Raw genomic sequence first — 21984 nt, forward strand, 5'->3', positions numbered from 1 at the left:
ATTTATCTCGTTTAACATTGGTTGAATTCGGTTATAACCGGACTATTAAGGGAAATAATGCTGGGGGGATGTAATTGCCACAGGGTGACTTTTACACAACAATGACAATTACGTTATGGAAATGAAGCACGTCTGGTGATACAATAAGAGTCAAAATGATATTCTCAACATTCCTAACTGCTCTGTTTCCTTGATAATTGGGGCTGGAGGAACGGAAGAAGCCTCATTTTTGAAGCTTACTATGGAAAAGATTTGAGGAGGACGAATCATGACAACTGAACATAACCAAACGATCGACAACCTGTCTATCGCAACCATCCGGACACTGGCGATCGACGCGATCGAGAAAGCCAATTCCGGTCATCCGGGCATGCCGATGGGCTCTGCGCCTATGGGATACCAGCTGTTCGCGAAGACGATGAACCATAACCCGGACCAGCCGGCGTGGATTAACCGCGACCGTTTTGTCTTGTCTGCAGGCCATGGCTCCATGCTGCTCTATAGTCTGCTCCACCTGAGCGGTTATGACTTGTCCATTGAAGATCTGAAGCAGTTCCGTCAATGGGGAAGCAAAACTCCGGGACATCCGGAATTTGGCCACACGGCCGGTGTCGATGCAACGACGGGTCCTTTGGGACAAGGCGTGGCGATGGCTGTAGGTATGGCAATGGCTGAGGCCCACTTGGGTGCGACTTACAATAAAGACGATTTCAACGTAGTTGATCATTATACCTATGCGATTTGCGGCGACGGCGACATGATGGAGGGCGTTGCTTCCGAGGCAGCTTCTCTGGCAGGTCATTTGAAGCTTGGCAAATTGATCATGCTGTACGATTCCAACGATATCTCCCTTGATGGCGAGCTGAACTTGGCATTCTCCGAGAACGTAGCGAAGCGTTTTGATGCTTATGGCTGGCAAGTACTGCGCGTTGAAGACGGCAATGATCTCCCTGCGATCCAAAAAGCGATTGAGGAAGCACAAGCTGATACAAACCGCCCAACGTTGATCGAAGTGAAAACGGTGATCGGTTACGGCAGCCCGAACAAACAAGGCAAAGGCGGTCACGGCGGTACGCACGGTTCCCCGCTTGGAGCAGATGAGGCGAAGCTGACCAAGGAATTTTATGAATGGGTTTATGAAGAGGATTTCTACGTACCTGATGAAGTGCGCGAGCACTTTGGCAAAGTGAAAGAACGCGGCATTGCTGCATATCAAGCTTGGGTTGATCAATTCGCGAAATACAAAGAGGCTTACCCGGAACTGGCAGCGCAATTCGAGCGCGGTGAATCCGGTGAACTGGCTTCAGGATGGGACAAAAACCTTCCGAAATACAGCGCAGACGACAAAGCGGTTTCCACACGTGTAGCTTCCGGTAAAGCGCTGAACGGTTTGACGGCAGGCGTACCGCAGCTGCTTGGCGGATCGGCTGACCTGGAAAGCTCCACCATGACTCACCTGAATGATCTGGCATCTTTCACAGCAAACAGCTATGAAGGCCGTAATGTATACTATGGCGTTCGTGAATTTGCAATGGCTGGCGCTATGAACGGGATTGCGCTTCATGGCGGACTGAAAATTTTCGGAGGTACGTTCTTCGTATTTACCGATTACCTGCGTCCGGCTGTTCGTCTGGCTGCAATTATGAAACTGCCGGTTACGTATGTACTGACTCATGACAGTATCGCTGTTGGTGAAGACGGTCCTACGCATGAACCGATCGAACAATTGGCTTCCCTGCGTATTATCCCGGGTCTGACCGTGATACGTCCTGCGGATGCCAATGAAACTTCCGCGGCATGGGCTTATGCGGTTGAGAACACAGACCGTCCGGTAGCGCTGGTGCTGACTCGTCAGAACCTGCCGATCCTTGCAGGCGCAGTAGACAATGCACGTGAAGGCATCAAACGCGGGGCTTATGTTGTTGCTGACGCAAAAGATGGCAACGTACAGGCTCAAATCATTGCAACGGGTTCCGAGGTTCAGCTTGCTGTTAAAGCGCAAGCGGCATTGGCTGAAGAAGGCATCGCCGTTCGTGTCATCAGCATGCCAAGCTGGGATCTGTTCGACAGCCAGGATCAAGCATACAAAGATTCCGTGCTGCTTCCTGACGTAAAAGCCCGTCTTGCCATTGAAATGGCTCATCCGTTCGGCTGGGAGCGTTATGTTGGCGATAAAGGCGATATTCTCGGCATCAACACGTTTGGCGCTTCCGCTCCTGGCGACCGCGTCATTGCCGAATACGGCTTTACCGTTGAGAACGTAGTCAGCCGCGTAAAAGCTTTGCTGTAAAACATCCAAAACACCCGTGATGTAACTCCATATTGATTTTCCGGCACCCGTATCATACGGGTGCCGTCCATATATCAAGACATGCCTATTTTGGAGGAGGAGAGTTTGTCGATGTCACAATTTAAGAATGCTACCGTCACGAAAGCAGCCAATGTTTACTATGAGGGGAAGGTAACCAGCCGTACGGTGCTGCTGGAGAATGGCGAGAAGGTAACACTGGGGATCATGCTTCCGGGGAGCTATGAATTCGGCACAGATGGTCCTGAAATTATGGAAATCCTGTCCGGCGATTTGCGTGTCCTGCTGCCTGGAGAGCAGGAGTGGTTAGAGATTCAAGGGTCTGCGACCTTTAACGTTCCGGGCAATTCAAGCTTTAAGCTGGAAATCCGCACCGTCACCGATTATTGCTGCTCTTATCCGACCATGTAGCAGGACAAGCGGCGACGGAGCATTCATATTCGCGAATATGCCAAAAAGGCTCAAGCCGATGGCTCTGAGCCTTTACTGTCAATGCCGGATGTCAACGCAGGCCTTTATCGGCGGTTGATATAATGGACTTATTCCTCCGGGATTGTCACGATCTCGCCTTTATATCCGGGAGCCCGGTTGTCAAGCTCTACGTATCCTTCGCCCCATTCCTGGCCGCGATCCAGCAGGCGATAGCTGGTAACGCCGGAAGGGTAGCGGAATACAAATTTGGCGATCGTCCAATTTTGGGTGTTTGGCTGATTACCGATCTCAGCTTTCAGTGCAGGCAGGAAGAACAGGTTTTGGTTTGCCGATGCTTTAGTGCCATAGTCCAGCTTGCCTTGCCATTTTAAGTATTTGACGCCGCCATGGATATCGAAATAGCTGGCGATATCGTTGTCTACCAGGAAGAATGAATTGGATTTGCCTTTAGGAAAATAATAATTCACGCCCTGCATTTCCACGGGGAGCATCTCCAGTTCAGGCTTCTTCAGTTCGGATGAATAGGGAAGCTTGGCTGCAGCATTCCGGGCGGTGGCCAGATCGGTGCTTTTTAAGTCGGCGATGATACCCGGATCTGCCTTATTGATATAAGCTGTTTTTAAAGCGTCATTCCAGTAGACGTTGGCATCAAATGCTTGGGCAACAGCCCTTAAGGGAATCATGGTCTTGCCGTTATGCAGCAGTGGGGCTGAAGGCAGCGCCTTTTTAACTCCATCCACTTCCATGCTGGTATTTCCTGCTGTCAGGATCACCTTTCGGTTATCGCCTTGGATGGTCACCTGCTTTTTGCTGTTGTCGTATCTCAAGATGTAGTTACCCAGAGGTTTCATGTTGCAATTCCTCCCTTTGCATTGTAAACGGAGGAAATAACAGAAAAGTTTCTTTCGGAGAGGGAAATGGTGGAAAAGCTCAAAAAAAGGCCCCTTCCTCCTGGTCCGGATGACCCGGAACCAGCATGAAGGGGCCAGTAATGACAAGGCATAATCTGTCTGGTTATTGCGGCTGTCCGCCGATTTTTTGGCCGATCCAGGCTTCATAGCATTTCACGACAGCGGATAGATCCTCTTCGCCATAGCCTTCGCTGGCACCGGCTTGAAACAGGCTCTTGGCCAGATTCAGCATAGGGGAAGGCATGCCGATGCCATCGGTTAGTGAGGAGGCCAGCTTCAGGTCTTTGAGCATGAGTGCAAGCGAGAACTGGTTGCTGAAATCGCCGTCGATAATTTTGCGTCCCTTCAGCTCGGCCGCTTTGCTGCCAGCAGATCCGAGCTGTACGAGTTCCAGAAAGTTGTCGGCGGGAATGCCTGATTTTGCAGCGATGGCAAAACCTTCGGCCAGCGCCAGGTTGTTAATGCCCACAATGGTATTGTGCGCAAGCTTGGCGACGGCACCGCTTCCGTTTGGTCCCATGTGAATGACCTTTTTGCCCAGGGTGTCAAACACGTCGGCATGGGCCTCGATCACAGCTGCTTCGCCGCCGACCATGAAGACCAGGGTTCCATCAATGGCCGCAGGCTTGCTGCCGGTTACCGGGGCATCCAGGAAGGATGCGCCAAGCCCAGTTACGGCAGATGCGATTTCCTTGACAAGGCTCTCGGAGATCGTGCTGCAGTCGATGACGGTCATCCCGCCGGTCAGGGAGCCGAGCAGACCGTTCTCTCCATAGAACACTTCCCGGATGGAATGGTCGTTGCTCACCATCGTAATGACAAGATCCTGTCCTTCGGCAGCCTCGCGAGGCGTGTCCGCGATGGAAGCTCCCTGTTCGGCCAGCGGACGGCATTTTTCATGGGTGCGGTTATACACGGTCACGTCGTAATCCTGCTTAAGCAGATTGGAGGCCATAGGAGCGCCCATGGTGCCCAGTCCGATAAATCCGATTTTTTTCATAGCTATATCACCTTCGATTATGGATTCCTGATCCACTCTATCTTAGCATGGGTTCTGGAAACGAAGCCAGCGTTTGTGGGGGATTGGAGGTTGAAGGGTGTCCAGCATGAAGAATACATGACGGTTAGCCCGTGCAACTTGCGGTCTTTATTAAATTAAAGTATCCTATTTCTAAATTCACAGGAGGTTTAAGGCATGTCTAAAAAAATCAAGTTTGATTACAGTAAAGCACTGACTTTTGTCAATCAGCACGAAGTTGACTATTTTGCAGAGCCGATCCGTACAGCCCATGAACAGCTACATAACGGTACAGGTGCCGGTTCTGATTATCTGGGCTGGATCGACCTGCCAACGCAGTACGATAAAGAAGAATTCTCACGCATCCAGAAAGCGGCTGCCAAAATTCAGAGTGACTCTGACGTTCTGATTGTTATCGGTATCGGAGGTTCCTACCTGGGAGCGCGTGCCGCGATCGAAATGCTGTCGCATTCGTTCTATAACGAGCTGTCGAAGGACCAGCGCAAGACGCCGGAAATTTATTTTGCAGGAAACAACATCAGCTCCACCTATGTAACGCATCTGCTTCAACTGATAGAAGGCAAGGACTTCTCGGTGAATGTCATTTCCAAATCCGGTACAACCACGGAGCCGGCTATCGCATTCCGTATTTTCCGTGCGGAGCTGGAGAAGAAATACGGCAAGGAAGAAGCTCGCAAACGCATTTACGCTACGACCGATCAGGAGAAGGGCGCACTCAAGAAGCTGGCAACCGAAGAAGGCTACGAGTCCTTTATCATTCCTGACGATGTCGGCGGACGTTATTCCGTGCTGACGGCAGTCGGTCTTCTTCCGATTGCAACGGCTGGAATCAACATTGAAGAGATGATGCAAGGCGCCGCTGACGCATCCAAGGAATACAGCAGCCCGAACGTAGCCGAGAACGAAGCATACCAATACGCGGCGGTTCGCAACGCTCTTTACCGTAAAGGCAAGGGCATCGAGATCCTTGTAAACTACGAGCCCTCTCTGCATTTTGTATCGGAATGGTGGAAGCAGCTGTACGGCGAGAGCGAAGGCAAGGATTACAAAGGCATCTATCCTGCTTCCGTAGACTTCTCTACTGATCTGCACTCGATGGGTCAATTTATCCAGGAAGGCAGCCGCAACATCTTCGAAACGGTCATTCAGGTTGAGAATGTATCCGAGCATATTACGATTGAATCGGATCCGGACGATCTGGACGGATTGAACTTCCTGACCGGGAAAACATTGGATTTTGTCAACAAAAAGGCCTTCCAAGGCACGATGCTGGCCCATACCGACGGACAAGTTCCGAATTTGATTGTGACAATTCCAGATTTCACTCCCTATTCGTTCGGATATCTGGTATACTTTTTCGAAAAGGCCTGCGGTATCAGCGGCTATCTGTTGGGTGTCAACCCGTTTGACCAACCGGGCGTAGAGGCGTACAAGAAAAATATGTTCGCGCTGCTCGGCAAACCAGGGTATGAGAAAGAGAAGGCCGAACTGGAAGCTAGACTTTCCGAATAAACCTGACACTTTCATTGGATTAGACGTAAGACGCTGAAGGAAGCAGTCCGCTGGCAGATTATTGCCGTGGACTGCTTTCTTGGCAATATAGGGGTGGTTGTTGTTTCATGCTGGATCGTTACAAAACGGTACGTCAGGCGGGCTCCAAGGAGATTGTCATTAAGAAATCGCGATTCATCGGCCATGTGATGCCGGTCGAATCCGAAGAGGAAGCCGTCGCTTTTATTGAAGAAATCAAGAAGAAGCATTGGAATGCTACGCACAATTGTTCCGCTTATATGATTGGCGAGCGGGATGAGATTCAGAAGCAATCGGATGATGGGGAACCGAGCGGAACGGCCGGCAAGCCGATTCTCGAAGTGATCCGAAATCAGGGGCGGAAGAATGTAGCCATTGTTGTCACACGTTATTTTGGCGGTATCATGCTTGGCGCAGGCGGACTGATCCGGGCTTACACAGACGGAGCCGTGGCTGCTATAGAATCAGGCGAACCGATTACAAGGGTTCTTCACCGGCAGATTTTAGTGGAGCTGGATTATACCTGGCTGGGTAAGGTGGAGAACGAGCTTCGAAATCGGGGCGTACGTATGGGAGAGACCAACTTTGCCGACACGGTGACCTTGACCTGCTTGCCGCTCGATGGTGATGCGGAGAGCTTTATGACTTGGATGGTAGATTTGACACAGGGGCAGTCTTTGATCACGGAGGGAGAGCGGCTTTATTTTATTGAAGGGGAATAAAATAATATGGCAAGAAGAGCAGTAGAACGCGAGTTGTCGAGAGAGCGGATACTGGAAGCAGCGAGGCATTTGTTTATAACCAAAGGATACCGAGCCATTTCGATGCGAAGCATCGGGCAGCATTTGGGTTATAGCCACGGCTCCTTGTATTATCATTTTAAGGAAAAGGCGGAGCTTTTCTACGCCATTGTCATGAAGGACTTTAATGATCTAAATGATTTGCTGTTGGAAGTATCGGGAAAGCCTCCCTGTGACGGGGTATCGAAGCTGGAGCAGCTGATGCTGGAATTTGTTCGTTTCGGACTGGATAATCCTTACCAGTACGAGATCATGTTCATGATTCGGGACGAAGAGCTGCTGTCCTACTGTCGCTCTGAGCAGGGACGCTGTTTTGAAATGTTTGCTATGCTTGTCCGTCAGTATTTGCTTGATGAGAATTACAGTGAGGAAGAGCGGCGAACCGTTCCGCTGACCTTGTTTTTGTCGCTGCATGGATTTATATCCTATTATATTCAGGACCGAATTGGCTTTGATGAGATCAAACCAGCCGCTCTTACCCATGTCAAAGTGTTATGCCGGAGTTTGTACAGCAGGGTCTAACTTCTGATTATTACCACGACGTGTGACTTGATACTTCAACCCATTACAACGACCTAGCGTTGAAACGTCAATCATCTAATGAAATAAAACAGACAGGTCCACGCCCCCTAGCATGTGCCTGTCTGCTTTTTGTGCTTTTTAACTGTCTTTCCCGTGCCTGTATCCCTTTTTGGCATCAGCCCTCCATGATTTTCACGTGATACTGACGCTGCCTCGGTCCATCGAATTCGCAAAAATAAATGCCCTGCCACCTTCCAAGAAGCAGATGACCGTTCTGAATAATGACGGTCTGCGAAGGACCGCAGGTGATCGATTTAAGGTGGGAAGCGGTATTTCCCTCCGCATGACGATATTTGGGATGATTCCATGGAAATACTTCATCCAAAGACATCAGCACGTCCCGTTTCACATCGGGGTCCGCGTTCTCATTAATGGCAATTCCGGCGGTGGTATGCGGACAATAGATCAGCACGGTGCCTTGCTGAACCCCGCTTTGCTTCACGTGAGCAGCGATCTCCCTCGTGATATCCCTCATCTCGTCACGCCCTTGCGTGTTTAGTTCACCGGTATACAGCATGCAAATAACCTCCTCTATTTTTTCCATTTCTATTATTTTACCCGATAAAGTGCAAAAGATGGATTGACGATCGGATTCAGCATTTGGTAAAGTATGTGTAAAGTAAAACCAAGTATACAAATAGGAAATATAAAGATGGTTGGTGGAGAAGTTGACCGGAATACCATCCGGAGGCAGGAGGGATACGATATGACCACATGGATTCGTCATAAAGGTTGGACTTGGGGATTTCGAAGTACCGTGCTGCTTTATTTTCTTGCCTTGATCGTGCTGCCGATCTTTGGGGTGTACGTGCAGTCATTCTCTGCAGGATGGAGCCATTTTACAGAGAGCATATTGGATCCGATTGCCTGGAAGGCCGTGCTGCTTACAATCAAACTGGGCATAATCTCTACGTTCATCAACGTGCTTGTCGGAACGATGATTGCTTGGGTGCTCGTCAGGTATCGTTTTCCGGGAAGGACGCTGCTGAACAGTTTGGTGGATCTGCCCTTTGCGCTGCCGACGGCGGTAGGGGGACTGATGATATTGCTGCTGCTGGGACCGGGGAGTTTACTTGGCGGCCTGGCGGAGAAGCTTGGTTTCGAAATCGTGTTTCACCAGCCTGCTATCGTTATAGCCATGCTGTTTGTCACGTTTCCGTTCGTGATCCGGGCGGTGCAGCCGCTGCTGGAAGAGCTGGATCCGCTGGAGGAAGAGGCGGCTTATACGATGGGCGCTTCGAGGACAAGAGCTTTCTTCAAGGTCATTCTTCCCTCGATGCTGCCGGGTATCATCAGCGGGGGAATGCTCGCTTTCTCAAGAGCGCTGGCTGAATTTGGTGCCGTTGTGCTGGTTGCGGGCAATATTCCCGGAAGGACGCTGATTGCTTCGGTCTTTATTTTTGGCGAGGTTGAGAGCGACAACCCGGCTGGTGCAGCGGCGGTATCCGTTCTGCTCCTTACCCTCTCCTTCCTCATCCTCTGGGTAATTAATGCCGTACAGCAGAGGGGGAGACGAGCTTGAGACGATTGTGGATCGGGTTAACGTATGCCGTATTTATCATTCTGCTAATCATCCCCTTATCCCGGATTGCAATCGGAGCGTTTGATAAAGGGCTGGATGGGTTTGCAGAGGGCCTGCTCAGACCTGAAGCCCTGCATGCTCTTATGATGACGGGTCTTATCGTTGTATTCGTTACGGTGTTAAATGCGCTGTTTGGCATCATGATGGCGTTGTATCTGGTTCGGGCGAATTGGCTTAGCCGGAAGATCAAAGGCATTCTGAACAGCATTGTCGATTTGCCGTACGCGGTTTCGCCGGTCATTGGCGGCCTGATGATTGTACTGCTGCTTGGACCGGACAGCATCATTGGCGGTTTTTTTGAAGGGATCGGGTTTAAGGTCGTATATGCGTTTCCAGGCATGGTGATTGCTACGCTCTTCGTCACGTTTCCGCTGATGGTCCGTGAGGTCATGCCCGTCCTGCAGGAGATCGGGAATGATCAGGAGCAAGCGGCAGCAACGCTGGGAGCTTATGGATGGACAACGTTCCGAAAAGTAACATGGCCCTCCATTCGGTGGGCTGTGGTGTACGGTCTGGTGCTAACTGTCGCCCGCTCGCTGGGGGAATTCGGCGCCGTACTGGTGGTGTCCGGTAACATCATGAACAAGACGCAGACAGCAACGACGCTTGTGTATCAGGATGTAGAGAATTTTAATGTGGCTGCTGCCAATGGTGTCGCATTGGTGCTGGCAGCCTTCTCCGTTGGTCTCCTGCTGCTGATGGAATGGGCCAAAAAAAGAAAGGATGTGCATTGATATGCATGTGGAAGTTCGCGATCTGAACAAGCACTTCGGTACGTTTCATGCCGTAAAGAATGTCAGCTTTGAGATTGAGAAGGGACATCTGATTGGACTGCTGGGACCCAGCGGCGGTGGTAAAACGTCCATTCTGCGCATGCTGGCCGGGCTTGAGAATCCCGACTCCGGGCAAATTTCCTTTCATGGTCAGGTGGTCAATGATCTGCCGCCCCAAGAGCGTGGAATAGGCTTTGTATTTCAGAACTATGCCTTGTTTAAGCATATGACTGTATTTGACAACATCGCGTTTGGCTTGAAGGTGAAGAAGGCATCCAAGGCCCAAATTAAAGACAGGGTAACGGAATTGGTGGAGCTGACCGGGCTAAAAGGTTTCGAGAGCCGCTATCCGCACCAGTTATCAGGCGGTCAGCGCCAGCGTGTGGCCTTTGCCAGAGCGCTTGCACCGGAGCCGCAGCTGCTATTATTGGACGAACCGTTTGCCGCGATTGATGCAAAAATCCGTCAAGAGCTGCGTTCCTGGCTTCGCGAGCTGATCGAGCGGGTCGGCATTACGTCGATTTTTGTGACCCATGACCAGGATGAGGCGATTGAAGTAGCGGATGAGATTATGATTATTAATCAGGGGAGAGTTGAGCAGAAGGGTACGCCCTGGGATATTTATAAGGAACCGAAAACTCCGTTTGTCGCTTCATTCATTGGCGAATCTACGGTCATATCGAGTGCTGCCGAGCTGAAGGGATTTGAGGCAGCAGCTAATAAGAATGCAACGCGCGCACTTATTCGTCCGGAATATATCGAGATTGGGAGCGAGCATGACTTCAGCGTGCTGTCGGCAACCGAGACGGGCGTTGTCCGTCATCTGCATTTTCGCGGCAGTGAATGGCTGGTGGAGGTGGAGGTTAAAGGACATAAGCTGATCACCTACCGTTCCCTGGAAAAGGAGACGCTGCAGCCGGGCCAGGAGGTTCGTGTCCTCGTTCACCGGGCTTATCTTTTCAATGACGACCACAGCTGGATTGAGGAGAACCGTCTGAAGGTTGATCCGATGCCGATTATGATCTGATTGTTTAATACTCCGAAGGGAAGTGGATTCATGCGGATCTTAAATATAAAACGCACCTCATTCCTGCTGGCTGGCATGGCGCTTCTCTTCAGTCTTCTCGTAGCAGGATGCGCCAGTGACGATCCGGCTGGTGAAGAAGTGACATCACCGTCAGGTGAGAGAACGCTGGTGCTTGGTGCTTACAGCGTCGTTAGAGATGCCATGTCCGAGATCATTCCCGCTTTTCAGGCGGAATGGAAGGAACAGACGGGCGAAATCATTAACTTTCAGGAATCATACGAAGCCTCCGGAACGCAGGCTCGTGCCATCACAGGCGGATTTGAAGCAGACGTTACGCTGCTCGCCATGGAAGGGGATGTAGACAAGCTGGTCAGGTCAGGGCTTGTGGACCCGGAATGGAAGTCTCAGCCTTACAGCGGAATGGTGACACGCTCCATTGTTGTTCTGGGCACCCGTGAGGGGAATCCAAAAGGGATACAGGATTTTGACGACCTGACGAGATCAGACGTGAAGGTGCTGTATCCGAATCCGAAAACCTCCGGCGGCGCACAGTGGGACATTAACGCAATCTATGGCGCAGGCTTGAAGCAATCGGAAGAGAACGGGAAGCGCGATCCTGCTCAAGCGAAGGCTTTTCTTGAAGCGGTGCACCGCAATGTGGAATCGCTGGATAAAAGCGGGCGCGCGTCCATGGCGGCGTTTGAATATGGGGTTGGGGATGTTATCGTTACGTATGAGAACGAGCTGCTTGCCCGAATCGCTCAAGGCGTCCAGTACGATATCGTTGTGCCGGAGCATACGATGCTGATTGAGAATCCCGCTGCAGTTGTGGAGCGATTCGCTGATAAGCACGGCAACCAGGATGTGGCGGCTGCCTTCGTGGATTACCTGCGTACTCCGGAGGCCCAGAACATATTCGTCAAATATGGCTTCCGCCCGGTTGAGGAGTCGGTGCTTGCACAGACCAAGCATCAGTTTGCTAACCCGCCGGGGTTATTCGACATTGGATACCTGGGTGGATGGGATCAGGTACGAGAGACGCTTTATTCGAGGCGGGGCGTCTGGTATCAGGTGCTGGCGGGATTGTAATGCCAGTTGACATGGAATTCATGGGATACGTTGAATAAACAGATCCGCCATGATCATGTTTGAGTTTGCAGCGCCTATGAACATACCTTTATAAAAAAAACGAGCTGTCCCGGGAGACCCTGGGACAGCTCGTTTCATTTGTATGCTGATCCAAGGTGCGGATAATCGTCTGGCTGTGTCCCTATTCAGCATGTACTCCCGAAGTTTTTGTAGATGGGTCATTCGATGCGGTTACACAAGCTGCCTTTTGTGCTTCCCATTCCTCTCGCAGAATGCCCATACGAATGGAATCGTAGTAGACGCCTGCGTAATATCGGCACTTCCGCATGCGGCCTTCAAGCTGCATGCCAACCTTCTCTGCGCAGCGCATCATTCTCGGATTGCCGGACCACGTCGTAATACCGACCCGGGCAATGTTGAGATGCTGGAATAAACATTCAATCCACAGCGACAGTGCCTCCGTACCATATCCACCGCTCCAATGGCTCGGATCGTAGATCAGGATGCCTGCTTCCAGCCAGCGCGAGGCTTCATGCTCCCAATAGAAGGTGACAATGCCAATCGTTTGTCCATTAGCTTCAATGAGCAGATCACCCGGGAATTGATCTGTCTCGAAATCCGCGTTCCATTGGGTTTCAAAAATCTCGTAGGAAATCTTCTTTAATGGAAAGTAGGGAGCGTCGAATTTTTTCCATTCCGGATTTTCCGTGCCATAGATCAGATTATATAGAACCGGTGTATCATCGGGCTTTCTGGATCGGAGCGTAACTTTACTGCCTTCAAGACGAATTTTTTGCATATGTAGAAGCTCCTTTCGTTCTGGCTGTCTTGGTTAATGATGGAGGATCCCATCTCTTTATTGTATCGGTGATGAAGTGGATTGCAACTAAATTTGGATAAATGAACCTTTATATGAAACATTAGGTGTATGGGTCCCGTCAATAGCAGATAGACAAAGAATATAATATTGAAGGGGGACAAGGATATGCGAAAAAGGCAGGTATTAATAGGTCTATGCTTGCTTCTCGGGCTTACGGCTTGCACTCAGGATGGTGGGTTACAGCAAGGGGAACCCCAAGGGAGCGCGCCACAGCAGCCCAAAGCGAAGGAATTGTCGGTCAATGAACGCAAAGAGGTATTAGGCAAGGTAGATACCGGCATGATGAACGCGCAAAATGCTTTTGGTTTACGATTGCACCAGGCGTTATCGGATAATCCTGAGTATACGAGTGATAATCTAATTATCTCTCCATACAGCATTACGCAAGCCTTGGCACTTGCCTATAATGGCACAGCCGGTGATACAGCAGCCGAGATGTCTGACATGCTTGGCTGGAAGGGCATGAAGACGGCTGATATCAACGAAGGGAACCGCCAGCTGCGGTCATTGCTGGAGAACGGGGGCGGCGTCGAGCTGAACGTGGCCAACTCCGTCTGGCACCGGCCAGGCCTCAAGTTGAAGGAAGCCTATTTGAAAGCCGTAAAGGACGGTTATGGTGCGGAGGTTGTGGAGACGGATCTGAAAAGCGGTGATGCGCTGAAGGCGATAAACAAGTGGGTATATGATAAAACCGGCGGTATGATTCCTGCCATCTATGAGGATCCACCAGGCGGTGTTGCGGTCTTGATCAATGCTATTTATTTTAACGGTGGATGGATGGATGAATTTGACCCTGCGCATACGGTGGATGAAGCATTCACGCTTGCTGACGGCAGCACTCAAAAAGTTCCGATGATGAAGCGGGAAGGACAGTATAGTTACAAAGAAGGAGAGTCCTGGCAGGCTGTTCGCATTCCTTACGGAGACGGCCGTATGCATATGCTGGTCATCCTTCCGAAGGGGTCCTCCTCCATGGATGAGCTGCATCAGCTGCTGTGGAAGGATACGTCCGTCTGGAAGGACGATTACTCGTTTGAGACCGTTCGACTTGACCTGCCCAAATTCAAGCTGGAACAGAGCTTCGAACTTCCGGATGCACTAAGAGGACTGGGAATGGTCAAGGCATTTGATGCAGGCGAAGCTGATTTTAGCAATATGGCTGAAGAAGGTGACGGATTTTGGATCGATCATGTCCAGCACAAAATCATTGTGGATGTAAGTGAAAAAGGGACAAAGGCCGCAGCGGTTACGGCGATGGGAATAACGGAAAGTGCCGAGCCGCCTGCCCAGCCGGTCGTGATGAAGATCAACCGCCCTTTTTTCTTTGCCATTGAAGATCGGGACACAGGCACATGGTTATTTATGGGGTCTGTTTTGCGACCTTAGCATATAATGTACCAACATGCGCCTGCCATTATTTTCACCCAAATATAGGCAACTTTGTTATAATGGTCGAATAAGACTAAAATGTATAACAAAGGGAGAATAGGATGTGCCTATGACCATACCGAAGCCGAATTTATTCATAGGTTCTTCCAGAGAGGCCATCAAGTATGCAAGGGCGATCCACGAACAGATCAAGCGATCCGCGCAAGTGACACCTTGGTACGGCGGTACGTTCGGGGCGAATATGTATACGATGGAAGCTTTGGAGAAGCAGCTTGCGTCCAGTGATTTTGGTGTGTTCGTCTTTTCTCCGGATGATGTGGCACTCATTCGAGGCAAACATGTATTTGTGACCCGTGACAACACGTTGTTCGAGATGGGACTGTACTGGGGAAGGCTTGGGCGACGAAGGGTGTACTGCATCATTCCGGATCAGGTGGAGCCAGACAGCATGTCTGTTCAGGATGTTATTGTTAAGGATTATCATCTTCTTTCCGACCTCCAGGGTATTACGCTGCTTGAGTATGAATTGCGAAGCGATGACGATTACAAATCAGCCGTTGACGTTGCATGCGGACATATTCTAAATGCCATAGAAACCGAAGGATTCTACAACAACCCGAGCACCGTGATTGAGCAGAAGGATGCAGAGCTTCGGCGCAAGCAAAGCGTGCTGCATTTTTTCTGGGAATATAATCGAAATGTGCATGTGATCGATGAAGCTGAAAAATATCATGCACTGAGTGAAGCCGTCCGAAACTCCTTACTCCCGCCGGCTGCAGGGGACTTTAGGGTGACCGGTGCCGCTTTTTGGGGACGCAGAGATGAAGGCATTGCCCAAATTGGGGGTAATGTAGGTAGAGGAAGGTATTTCCCGTTCGACGGGAAAGAGGAACGCTCGCCAAGTAACCAGTCTGTTTACGTGATTGATGTCTATAATAGTGGAAAATGGGCATTTTATCACGAAGAGGAAGTTGCGCAGGTGTATGTGTTCTGCTATCCTTTAGGAGTAAATCATGTATTGTCCGTTCATTTCACGGGACATGAGATTCTTTCGGATGAAGATCTCGCGGAGGTTGTCGAACAGAATCGTGAGCTGCTTCGTACCATCAGGCATTTAGTTGGAGGGGATTCGTCGTGAGCAGGAATGAGAAGAAGAGAACGTCAGGTCATCCGCAGGGGTCCACCAATGGCAGCTGGGTGGTTCGGGGACCGGTACCGATGATGAGTACGCTGAAATCAAGGAAGCGCTCGGTAAGGCGCCAGAGCAAGAACAGTGTATATGTGGGTCCTTCTGTGGAAGGTGTAGATAAGAAATACGTCAAGGTCATCAGCGGAGCTGTTGACGATAATAAGCCCTCATTTGCTTAATGAATTGCTATTCTTAGCGACATTATAGGATTGGGAATGACAAGTGACCGCTCGGATATGATCCGGGCGGTCTTTGTTTTTTCTCCTTGCACTTATACAATAAGGGGACCGGGTTTCTTAACAAGATGCCTCTAGCTTGTTTAAGGAATCTAACGAGGAATCAGGCTGTAAAATGCAGGTCGAGGAGAATCCTAATGCGGGTTCCTACTGCTAGAATCGGACTGGTCCCCTAGCGCTTGTTCAATCATGCTGATTTCAATCGAACTGGTTCGTCCTGCTGCTTCAGCATGCGTAGTTAATCTAATATGCTGCTTATCGTGATGAACCAGTGCCAGCCAGTCATACTGAAGAATGACCAGGTTTGATACCGATATGGGATTTCAATAAAAGAAAGTGGGGAATGCGTGTGAGCGGGGATACGTTAACTTTTTTGGGAACCGGGGATGCAATGGGCGTTCCACGGGTATATTGCGACTGCGAGGTATGCACGGAAGCACGGAATACGGGTGTGAATCGGCGTCTTCGCTCCTCGGTGATGGTGGAGTGTGGCGAAGCGTCTTTTATGATTGATTGCGGTCCGGACTGGCGCTTTATGATGGAAAGGCTCGGCAAGCGGAAGATGAGGGATATGCTGATTACCCACGCTCACTTTGATCACATCGGCGGTCTGCCGGAATGGAGCGATGCCTGCAGATGGCTGGGGGAGAAAGGTCGGTTATATGCTCCTGCCGACGTGCTTGAACAGATTGTGCGGCAGTATCCATGGCTTCCGCGGCAGATGGAGATGACAGCTGTGGATGACGGCATCACATTGGGCGGTTGGGAGATTTCCTGCTGGAAGGTGAATCATGGCAAGAATGGATACTCCTACGCTTACCGGCTCCAGAAAGGCGAGTATACATGGGTGTACAATTCGGATTCGATTAATCTGAGCCCGGCGGAAAAGGAGCCTTTAAAAGGCCTTGACCTGCTTGTCCTCGGGACAAGTTTTGTTCATGAAACCGCGATATTCGAGTCGCGCTCCGTTTATGATATGAAGGAAGCGGCACAGCTGCTGTCCGAGGTGAACCCGCGCCAAACGATATATACGCATATGTCGCATGATGTGGATGTCCGAAAAGAGCTGCCTCTGCCTGAAGGGGTAAGCGTGGCGATGACGGGGATGACTGTAGACTTGAGTAAATGAAAAAATGCTGGTGATGACTCCGGGATGGAGTAAAATATATTCTTTGCTCTTTGGAGACTCTTGAGTTATGTGTACGTTCATCATGATCATCCTCCCGTTGTGTTCGAATAGAGTCAATTCATCTCTGTACCCACCAATATACAACATTGATGCAAGTGAGAAGATGTTAAGCACACCAAACCCAAGCGATCCCGAGGAGTTCAATTCATAACCTTTCCGAGGTACTTCAACCTTTTAATTAAAGGTTTGCCAATGGCTTGCGATTCTGGTAAAGTAGGTTCTCAATCCCAATCGAGGAGGGAACGCCATGCATTACCTCAAGCCAAAAGATATTGCGAAGGAGCTGCAAATCAGTACCAGTGCTTTACGGCATTATGAATCTTGGGGAGTGGTGCCCTCTCCTGAACGTAGCGAGAACGGATATCGTTTATATACGCAGACTCATCTGGCCTACTTTCGGTGTCTGCGTGCCATGTTCCCCGGTTTCGGTTTTGCGGTGACTTATGAGGTGCTTCGCCACATCCAGAAACAAGAGATGGATGAAGCCTTCTGGCTTGCAAACGGGGAGCAGGTCAGGCTGCAGCAGGAGAAGAATATTGCCGATGAAACGCTTGCTCTGCTTGAGAATCCCGACCTTAATCTCATCCAGGAGAAAAAGCTCAAAGCCCACATGACGATCGGCGAAGCTGCCGAACTGACCAATGTGGAATCGTCTGCGATACGGCATTGGGAGAGAGAAGGGCTGTTAACCCCGGATCGAAATCCCGAGAATGGCTACCGGCTCTATACTCCATCGCATGTCCGGCAGATTTTGCTGATTCGTTCGCTTCGGAGAACCGTGTACTATCTGGAGCGAATTAAAGAAATTATCCAAGCCGTAGAACATCAGAGTATCGATCAGGCCAGGAAATTGGTGCGTGAAGCGCTGTCCATCATTCATCAGCGGAATCGCCAGCAATTCAACGGAATTCATAAGTTGATGGAGCTGTGTATCGAGGTGGGGCTGCTGAAATACAACGAAGCATCACTCCTGAAGCCGATTCTTACATTTGATACGGACCGAAAATGATACAGCGGAACGTCTGCAAGCTTGCTATGCTCCAAGCGAATGTAATTGACCGCGTACAAAGGACTATATATGAACAAGTACAAGCCCCCATGGATCACCATGGAGGCTTGTTACCGTATGTTTATTTTTTTCGTATGTTAACCGTTATTCAGCACGAATTTATCAATGACATGTTTCACGCCGTCCTCGTTGTTGCCAAGCGTAACGTAATCCGCAATCGCCTTAAGCGGCTCGATGGCATTGCCCATCGCGACGCCAAGTCCGGCTGCTTCCAGCATTTCGTGATCATTCCAGGAATCGCCGACAGCGATGGTTTCCTTCAGATCACAGCCAAAATGATCGGCCAGGAAGGTGAGGGCGTGTCCTTTGGTTCCTTCCTTATGCATGAACTCCAGAAAGTGCGGCTTGGATTTGGTAATATGCATTTCATCGCCAAGCAGCTCGCGGAACACAGGAATCAGCTCATCCAGATAGTCAGGATCGTCGATGATGAGCATTTTTGGAGTCGGCTTCTGAACCATGGTCATAAAATCAGGCTCAATATAATATGGCGTACGATTCAGGGCACAGTAATCGATAAGCTTCTGATTCTCTTCACGGGCATAGAGCTTGTCATCAATGTAGGTTTGCAGATGAAGATTGTGTTCCACACAGTATTCAAACAGCTTCACGGCAGCATCAATGGGAACGAAGCGTTCGTAGAGAACCTTCTCATCGAGCAGATTTTTAATCAAGGCACCTTGGTAGGTGATAATGGGAACGTTGAGTCCGGTCTGACGGGCAATGGCCTGGGCTGACGCATAGGCACGTCCGGTAGCCAGTGTCACAACGACACCGTGGGCGACCGCTTGCTCAAGCGCCTGCTGGACACCGGGGGTTACTTCCTTATCGTCATTGATCAGGGTATCGTCAATGTCGATGGCCATCAATTTGTAAGTTGTCATGGTTATCTCTCCTTTGAATCTATCTCTGTCTTATCTCTATTGTACCTTCTGTGGCGCAGACTTCAATTCCGCAATCATAATTCCTGCCAAAATACATAAACAACCGATGCCTCCGATGAGTGTAAGCCGCTCCCCGGCAAACAGGATTCCGGTTAGCGCAGCGAATACGGGCTCTGTTGCGTAGATGATGGCTACACGGGAAGGCGTCGTGTATTTTTGACAGACGGTTTGAATCCAGAAGGCGAAGGCGCTGGTGGGTCCGATGGATACAGCCAGTGCCCACAGGACGTTCGGCTGGGTCAACTTCTCCACGAGGTCGGACGTATTCCCGACATGTTCAGTCACCACGGAAGCGATCAAGCTGCATATTCCGACAACAGCCATCTGAAGCGCAGCCAGGAGCAAAGAAGGATAACGCCCGGCATAAATGCCCGTGTAGCCGATATGAAGCGCAAAACCAATGGCACATACCAGCACCAGCAAGTCCCCTTGATTCAGACGTATTCCCGATCCGGTGAAGGTCAGCAGATACAGGCCTGCTGCCGCAAGCAAGGCGCTGATCCAAGTGAATTTGGAGATGGCATGCTTTAATAAGGCGTAGGATATGAAGGGTACCAGCACAACGGACAAACCTGTGATAAATCCTGTATTGGATGTGGTCGTGTACAGCAGGCCGGCGGTTTGAAACGCATAGCCTATAAATAAAAAAAGACCCAGCAGACAAGCATGAACAAGCATTTTTCCGGAAATTTGCTTCCACTGGCTCCGATAAAACACCGTAATGATGAATGCCAGAAGCAAGGCCGCTCCCAGAAAACGGACAGAATTAAAAGCCATCGGCGGGAGCACGCGTACCGCATGCTGGACGATGAGAAAGGTAGATCCCCACATCATAGCCACCACGAGCAGGCTGAGATCAGCGATTCGTGCGCGTTTCACTTATGTAGTCATCCTTTCCGAAAATGTGAAACTCCAACTCCTGATGAGAGTCCGTACAGTTGTCCCCGGCAGAAATCCGGGGCAAGTGATCAAATTGTATCCCATATCAGAGGATAGGACAACCATTTTTAACCCTAGCAAAAGTGGAAGGGCTAGACAAAAAGAGGATGATTTTGCTATACTTATGAACCGAACGTATATTCTCATGACCCTGGGCTTATCGGACGAAAGACCGGCATCTATCCCATAGTCAACACAGAGCTTTAGAAAGGAAGATTGTCATCATGATGGGGAGAGCTCATTTGATTATTAGCACAGGGGTTACTTTATCCGTAATGGGCATGAGCGGGGTGCCTGTCACATTGCCTGCTGCGGCTGTGGCCCTGGTTAGCGCTCTGCTTCCCGACATTGACGAACCTAACTCCCTGCTGGTCCGCAAAGCCATTCCTTCAGGCATGCTGAGGATACTTCAGCTCGCCATGATTGGCGCCGCTATATTCGTTGCATTCTATGGCAAGGAGTATGCGCCATGGAACATCGCCCTGGCCGGACTGATCGGGGTCGTGTCATACCTGCCAAGCCGGACGCTGCGTCATATCGTGATGTTTCTGATCGGTCTTGGACTGATATCCTTCGGGCAAAGCTTCAGCCCATGGAACACGATTGCAGGCAGCGTGCTGATTGCAGGTTCATTGGTGACCCATCGCGGGTTAACCCATACCGTCTATGCTGCCGTTGGATGGACAGGTCTGCTCTATTTTGCATCGCAGGGCAAGATCGGCGGGGAAAGCCTATGGTTTGCCGGAGGTCTGTCCTATTCCATTCATTTGCTTGCAGATGCCTTGACCAACCGCGGCATCCGGCCGCTACCGCCGTTCAAATGGAGAATTAAATTTAAAATTATGAGCACGGGAAGCAAGTGGGGGCGTACAGTAGAGAATGTATGCATACTGTTGACGCTTATCCTGGTGTGGTATGTGTTTATGGCCTCGTGATGAATAGCTGTTATTATCGACGAAAAAAGCCTCGCACCCTTCTGTGTTTTTTACCACATGGGGTGGGAGGCTTATTTAAATTTGGGCCGGAATCCAGTAACAGGATGCCTCAGACCTTCTATTCCTCAAGAAAGATGAGGCTGATCAGATCATCAAACTCCAGGTTGCCAAAATAGTGTTTGACGTTGATGTCTGACAGTGCGGTGCGAACGGCATGCTCTTCGTAACGTTTGCCGCGGAGCAGGTTTTCGATGTCAGCGACATCGCCTACGCCGAAGAAGTCGCCGTAAATTTTAATCTCTCCGATATGTCCTTCACGGATATCCATGCGGATATCGATAATGCCCACCGGGAATTTCTTGGCATGCTTCACGTTGCTCTCAGGGGACAGTCCGTAGTTCCAATCCCAGTTCCGATAACGCTCCTTCGAGATTTGGTTGATGATTTCCCAGTCCTTCTCCTGAAGCACATACTGCGGCACTTGGTCAGGCTCCATGCCAAAAATCGAGCGGAGCAGTTCAGCGCGGAACTGTTCAATGGTCATGTCGGTGCCGAGCAGCTCCTTGATGTTTGCAACGCGGCTGCGGACGGACTTGGTGCTCTTGGATTTGAATTTTTCCGGATTGGCATTCAGCGATGCCTGTACGTCATCTAGGTTCAGATCAAACATGAGTGTGCCGTGGCTGAACATGCGTCCCCGCGTCGAGAACTGGGCGTTCCCCGAAATTTTCTTCTCGCCGACCTGGAGGTCATTTCGGCCGCTGAGCTCAGCGGGCACGCCCATCTTTTGCAGGAAGTCGATGACCGGCTGAGTGAACTTCAGGAAGTTGTGGAAGGACTGCCCGTCATCCTTTGTAATAAAGCTGAAATTCAGGTTTCCGAGATCATGGTATACTGCGCCGCCGCCGGACAGCCGGCGTACAATCTGAATGTTGTTGTCACGAACGTATTCCTGGTTGATCTCTTCAATCGTATTCTGATGCTTTCCGATGATGATGGAAGGCTTATTAATATAAAAGAGAAGGTAGCTCTCGTCCATCGACAAGTGCTTCAAGACATATTCTTCAATCGCTAGGTTAATGGATGGATCATGGATCCCCTGATTATCGATAAATAGCATAGTATCCTCCGTCGTCACAAT

General features: G+C 50.2%; 22 protein-coding genes. 15 read left to right on the forward strand and 7 right to left on the reverse strand.

Features of this window, described 5'->3' with window-relative positions:
• Window positions 1-268: 268 nt before the first annotated feature.
• Window positions 269-2290 carry a transketolase gene (tkt, locus tag WDY75_RS06785; protein ID WP_006212331.1) on the forward strand — a complete coding sequence of 674 codons (2022 nt, stop codon included), beginning with the start codon at window positions 269-271 and terminating at the stop codon, window positions 2288-2290.
• Between the two features lie 111 nt (window positions 2291-2401).
• Complete coding sequence (locus tag WDY75_RS06790) at window positions 2402-2719, forward strand: pyrimidine/purine nucleoside phosphorylase (RefSeq protein WP_006212330.1); 318 nt, start codon at window positions 2402-2404, stop codon at window positions 2717-2719.
• 128 nt (window positions 2720-2847) lie between these two features.
• Here WDY75_RS06790 and WDY75_RS06795 read toward each other — a convergent pair whose 3' ends face one another.
• Together WDY75_RS06795 and WDY75_RS06800 are read right to left on the reverse strand one after the other, a co-directional pair.
• The gene (locus WDY75_RS06795; protein WP_231888254.1) at window positions 2848-3591 is read right to left on the reverse strand and encodes a stalk domain-containing protein; all 744 of its coding nucleotides are present in this window, start codon (window positions 3589-3591) and stop codon (window positions 2848-2850) included.
• A gap of 163 nt (window positions 3592-3754) precedes the next feature.
• On the reverse strand, window positions 3755-4651 hold the full coding sequence (locus WDY75_RS06800; protein ID WP_063480469.1) for an NAD(P)-dependent oxidoreductase: 897 nt from the start codon (window positions 4649-4651) through the stop codon (window positions 3755-3757).
• A 195-nt stretch (window positions 4652-4846) separates the two neighbouring features.
• On the opposite strand from WDY75_RS06800, the gene WDY75_RS06805 reads away from it, so the two are divergent.
• The 3 genes from WDY75_RS06805 to WDY75_RS06815 all read left to right on the forward strand — a co-directional run bounded on the left by WDY75_RS06805 (window position 4847) and on the right by WDY75_RS06815 (window position 7542).
• The gene (locus tag WDY75_RS06805) at window positions 4847-6202 is read left to right on the forward strand and encodes a glucose-6-phosphate isomerase (RefSeq protein WP_006212326.1); all 1356 of its coding nucleotides are present in this window, start codon (window positions 4847-4849) and stop codon (window positions 6200-6202) included.
• Between the two features lie 107 nt (window positions 6203-6309).
• Complete coding sequence (locus WDY75_RS06810) at window positions 6310-6942, forward strand: YigZ family protein (RefSeq protein ID WP_063480468.1); 633 nt, start codon at window positions 6310-6312, stop codon at window positions 6940-6942.
• A gap of 6 nt (window positions 6943-6948) precedes the next feature.
• Window positions 6949-7542 carry a TetR/AcrR family transcriptional regulator gene (locus tag WDY75_RS06815; RefSeq protein ID WP_006212324.1) on the forward strand — a complete coding sequence of 198 codons (594 nt, stop codon included), beginning with the start codon at window positions 6949-6951 and terminating at the stop codon, window positions 7540-7542.
• A 175-nt stretch (window positions 7543-7717) separates the two neighbouring features.
• On the opposite strand, the gene WDY75_RS06820 is transcribed toward WDY75_RS06815, so the two are convergent.
• Window positions 7718-8119 (reverse strand): secondary thiamine-phosphate synthase enzyme YjbQ, encoded by a 402-nt coding sequence (locus tag WDY75_RS06820; protein WP_006212323.1) that lies wholly within the window; start codon window positions 8117-8119, stop codon window positions 7718-7720.
• A 189-nt stretch (window positions 8120-8308) separates the two neighbouring features.
• On the opposite strand from WDY75_RS06820, the gene cysT reads away from it, so the two are divergent.
• From cysT to WDY75_RS06840, 4 genes are read left to right on the forward strand one after another with little or no spacing between them, the layout of a single operon-like run.
• A complete protein-coding gene (gene cysT, locus WDY75_RS06825; RefSeq protein ID WP_036639796.1) occupies window positions 8309-9124 on the forward strand; it encodes a sulfate ABC transporter permease subunit CysT in 816 nt (271 codons plus the stop codon).
• Window positions 9121-9918, forward strand: a complete 798-nt coding sequence (locus tag WDY75_RS06830; protein ID WP_006212321.1) for a sulfate ABC transporter permease subunit — start codon at window positions 9121-9123, stop codon at window positions 9916-9918. The genes cysT and WDY75_RS06830 overlap by 4 nt, the downstream gene beginning before the upstream one ends.
• 1 nt (window position 9919) lies before the next feature.
• The gene (locus WDY75_RS06835) at window positions 9920-10984 is read left to right on the forward strand and encodes a sulfate/molybdate ABC transporter ATP-binding protein (RefSeq protein ID WP_036639794.1); all 1065 of its coding nucleotides are present in this window, start codon (window positions 9920-9922) and stop codon (window positions 10982-10984) included.
• Window positions 10985-11014: 30 nt separating this feature from the next.
• The gene (locus WDY75_RS06840; RefSeq protein ID WP_063480467.1) at window positions 11015-12073 is read left to right on the forward strand and encodes a sulfate ABC transporter substrate-binding protein; all 1059 of its coding nucleotides are present in this window, start codon (window positions 11015-11017) and stop codon (window positions 12071-12073) included.
• Between the two features lie 181 nt (window positions 12074-12254).
• On the opposite strand, the gene WDY75_RS06845 is transcribed toward WDY75_RS06840, so the two are convergent.
• The gene (locus tag WDY75_RS06845; RefSeq protein ID WP_006212319.1) at window positions 12255-12872 is read right to left on the reverse strand and encodes a GNAT family N-acetyltransferase; all 618 of its coding nucleotides are present in this window, start codon (window positions 12870-12872) and stop codon (window positions 12255-12257) included.
• 186 nt (window positions 12873-13058) lie between these two features.
• Here WDY75_RS06845 and WDY75_RS06850 point away from each other — a divergent pair, with 186 nt between their 5' ends.
• The 5 genes from WDY75_RS06850 (at window position 13059) to WDY75_RS06870 (ending at window position 17965) form a co-directional block, all read left to right on the forward strand.
• Complete coding sequence (locus WDY75_RS06850; RefSeq protein WP_063480466.1) at window positions 13059-14339, forward strand: serpin family protein; 1281 nt, start codon at window positions 13059-13061, stop codon at window positions 14337-14339.
• 112 nt (window positions 14340-14451) lie between these two features.
• Window positions 14452-15480 carry a TIR domain-containing protein gene (locus tag WDY75_RS06855; protein ID WP_063480465.1) on the forward strand — a complete coding sequence of 343 codons (1029 nt, stop codon included), beginning with the start codon at window positions 14452-14454 and terminating at the stop codon, window positions 15478-15480.
• A complete protein-coding gene (locus WDY75_RS06860) occupies window positions 15477-15710 on the forward strand; it encodes a hypothetical protein (RefSeq protein ID WP_006212316.1) in 234 nt (77 codons plus the stop codon). The genes WDY75_RS06855 and WDY75_RS06860 overlap by 4 nt, the downstream gene beginning before the upstream one ends.
• Before the next feature lie 400 nt (window positions 15711-16110).
• Entirely contained in the window at window positions 16111-16896 is a 786-nt protein-coding gene (locus WDY75_RS06865) for an MBL fold metallo-hydrolase (protein ID WP_197477175.1), read from the forward strand.
• Window positions 16897-17203: 307 nt separating this feature from the next.
• Window positions 17204-17965 (forward strand): TioE family transcriptional regulator, encoded by a 762-nt coding sequence (locus WDY75_RS06870; RefSeq protein ID WP_006212314.1) that lies wholly within the window; start codon window positions 17204-17206, stop codon window positions 17963-17965.
• 137 nt (window positions 17966-18102) lie between these two features.
• On the opposite strand, the gene WDY75_RS06875 is transcribed toward WDY75_RS06870, so the two are convergent.
• Both WDY75_RS06875 and WDY75_RS06880 read right to left on the reverse strand, forming a co-directional pair.
• Window positions 18103-18909, reverse strand: coding sequence for a Cof-type HAD-IIB family hydrolase (locus WDY75_RS06875; protein ID WP_006212313.1), 807 nt, complete (start codon window positions 18907-18909; stop codon window positions 18103-18105).
• Between the two features lie 36 nt (window positions 18910-18945).
• Window positions 18946-19848: a DMT family transporter gene (locus WDY75_RS06880; protein ID WP_063480464.1), complete on the reverse strand. Its 903-nt coding sequence runs from the start codon at window positions 19846-19848 to the stop codon at window positions 18946-18948.
• A 284-nt stretch (window positions 19849-20132) separates the two neighbouring features.
• Here WDY75_RS06880 and WDY75_RS06885 point away from each other — a divergent pair, with 284 nt between their 5' ends.
• Entirely contained in the window at window positions 20133-20843 is a 711-nt protein-coding gene (locus WDY75_RS06885; protein ID WP_006212311.1) for a metal-dependent hydrolase, read from the forward strand.
• 118 nt (window positions 20844-20961) lie between these two features.
• Here WDY75_RS06885 and WDY75_RS06890 read toward each other — a convergent pair whose 3' ends face one another.
• Window positions 20962-21963, reverse strand: coding sequence for a lipoate--protein ligase (locus tag WDY75_RS06890; RefSeq protein ID WP_036639785.1), 1002 nt, complete (start codon window positions 21961-21963; stop codon window positions 20962-20964).
• Between the last annotated feature and the right edge of the window lie 21 nt (window positions 21964-21984).

Origin of the sequence: Paenibacillus glucanolyticus, assembly GCF_037333485.1 — a bacterium.
GTDB lineage: Bacteria > Bacillota > Bacilli > Paenibacillales > Paenibacillaceae > Paenibacillus_AQ > Paenibacillus_AQ glucanolyticus.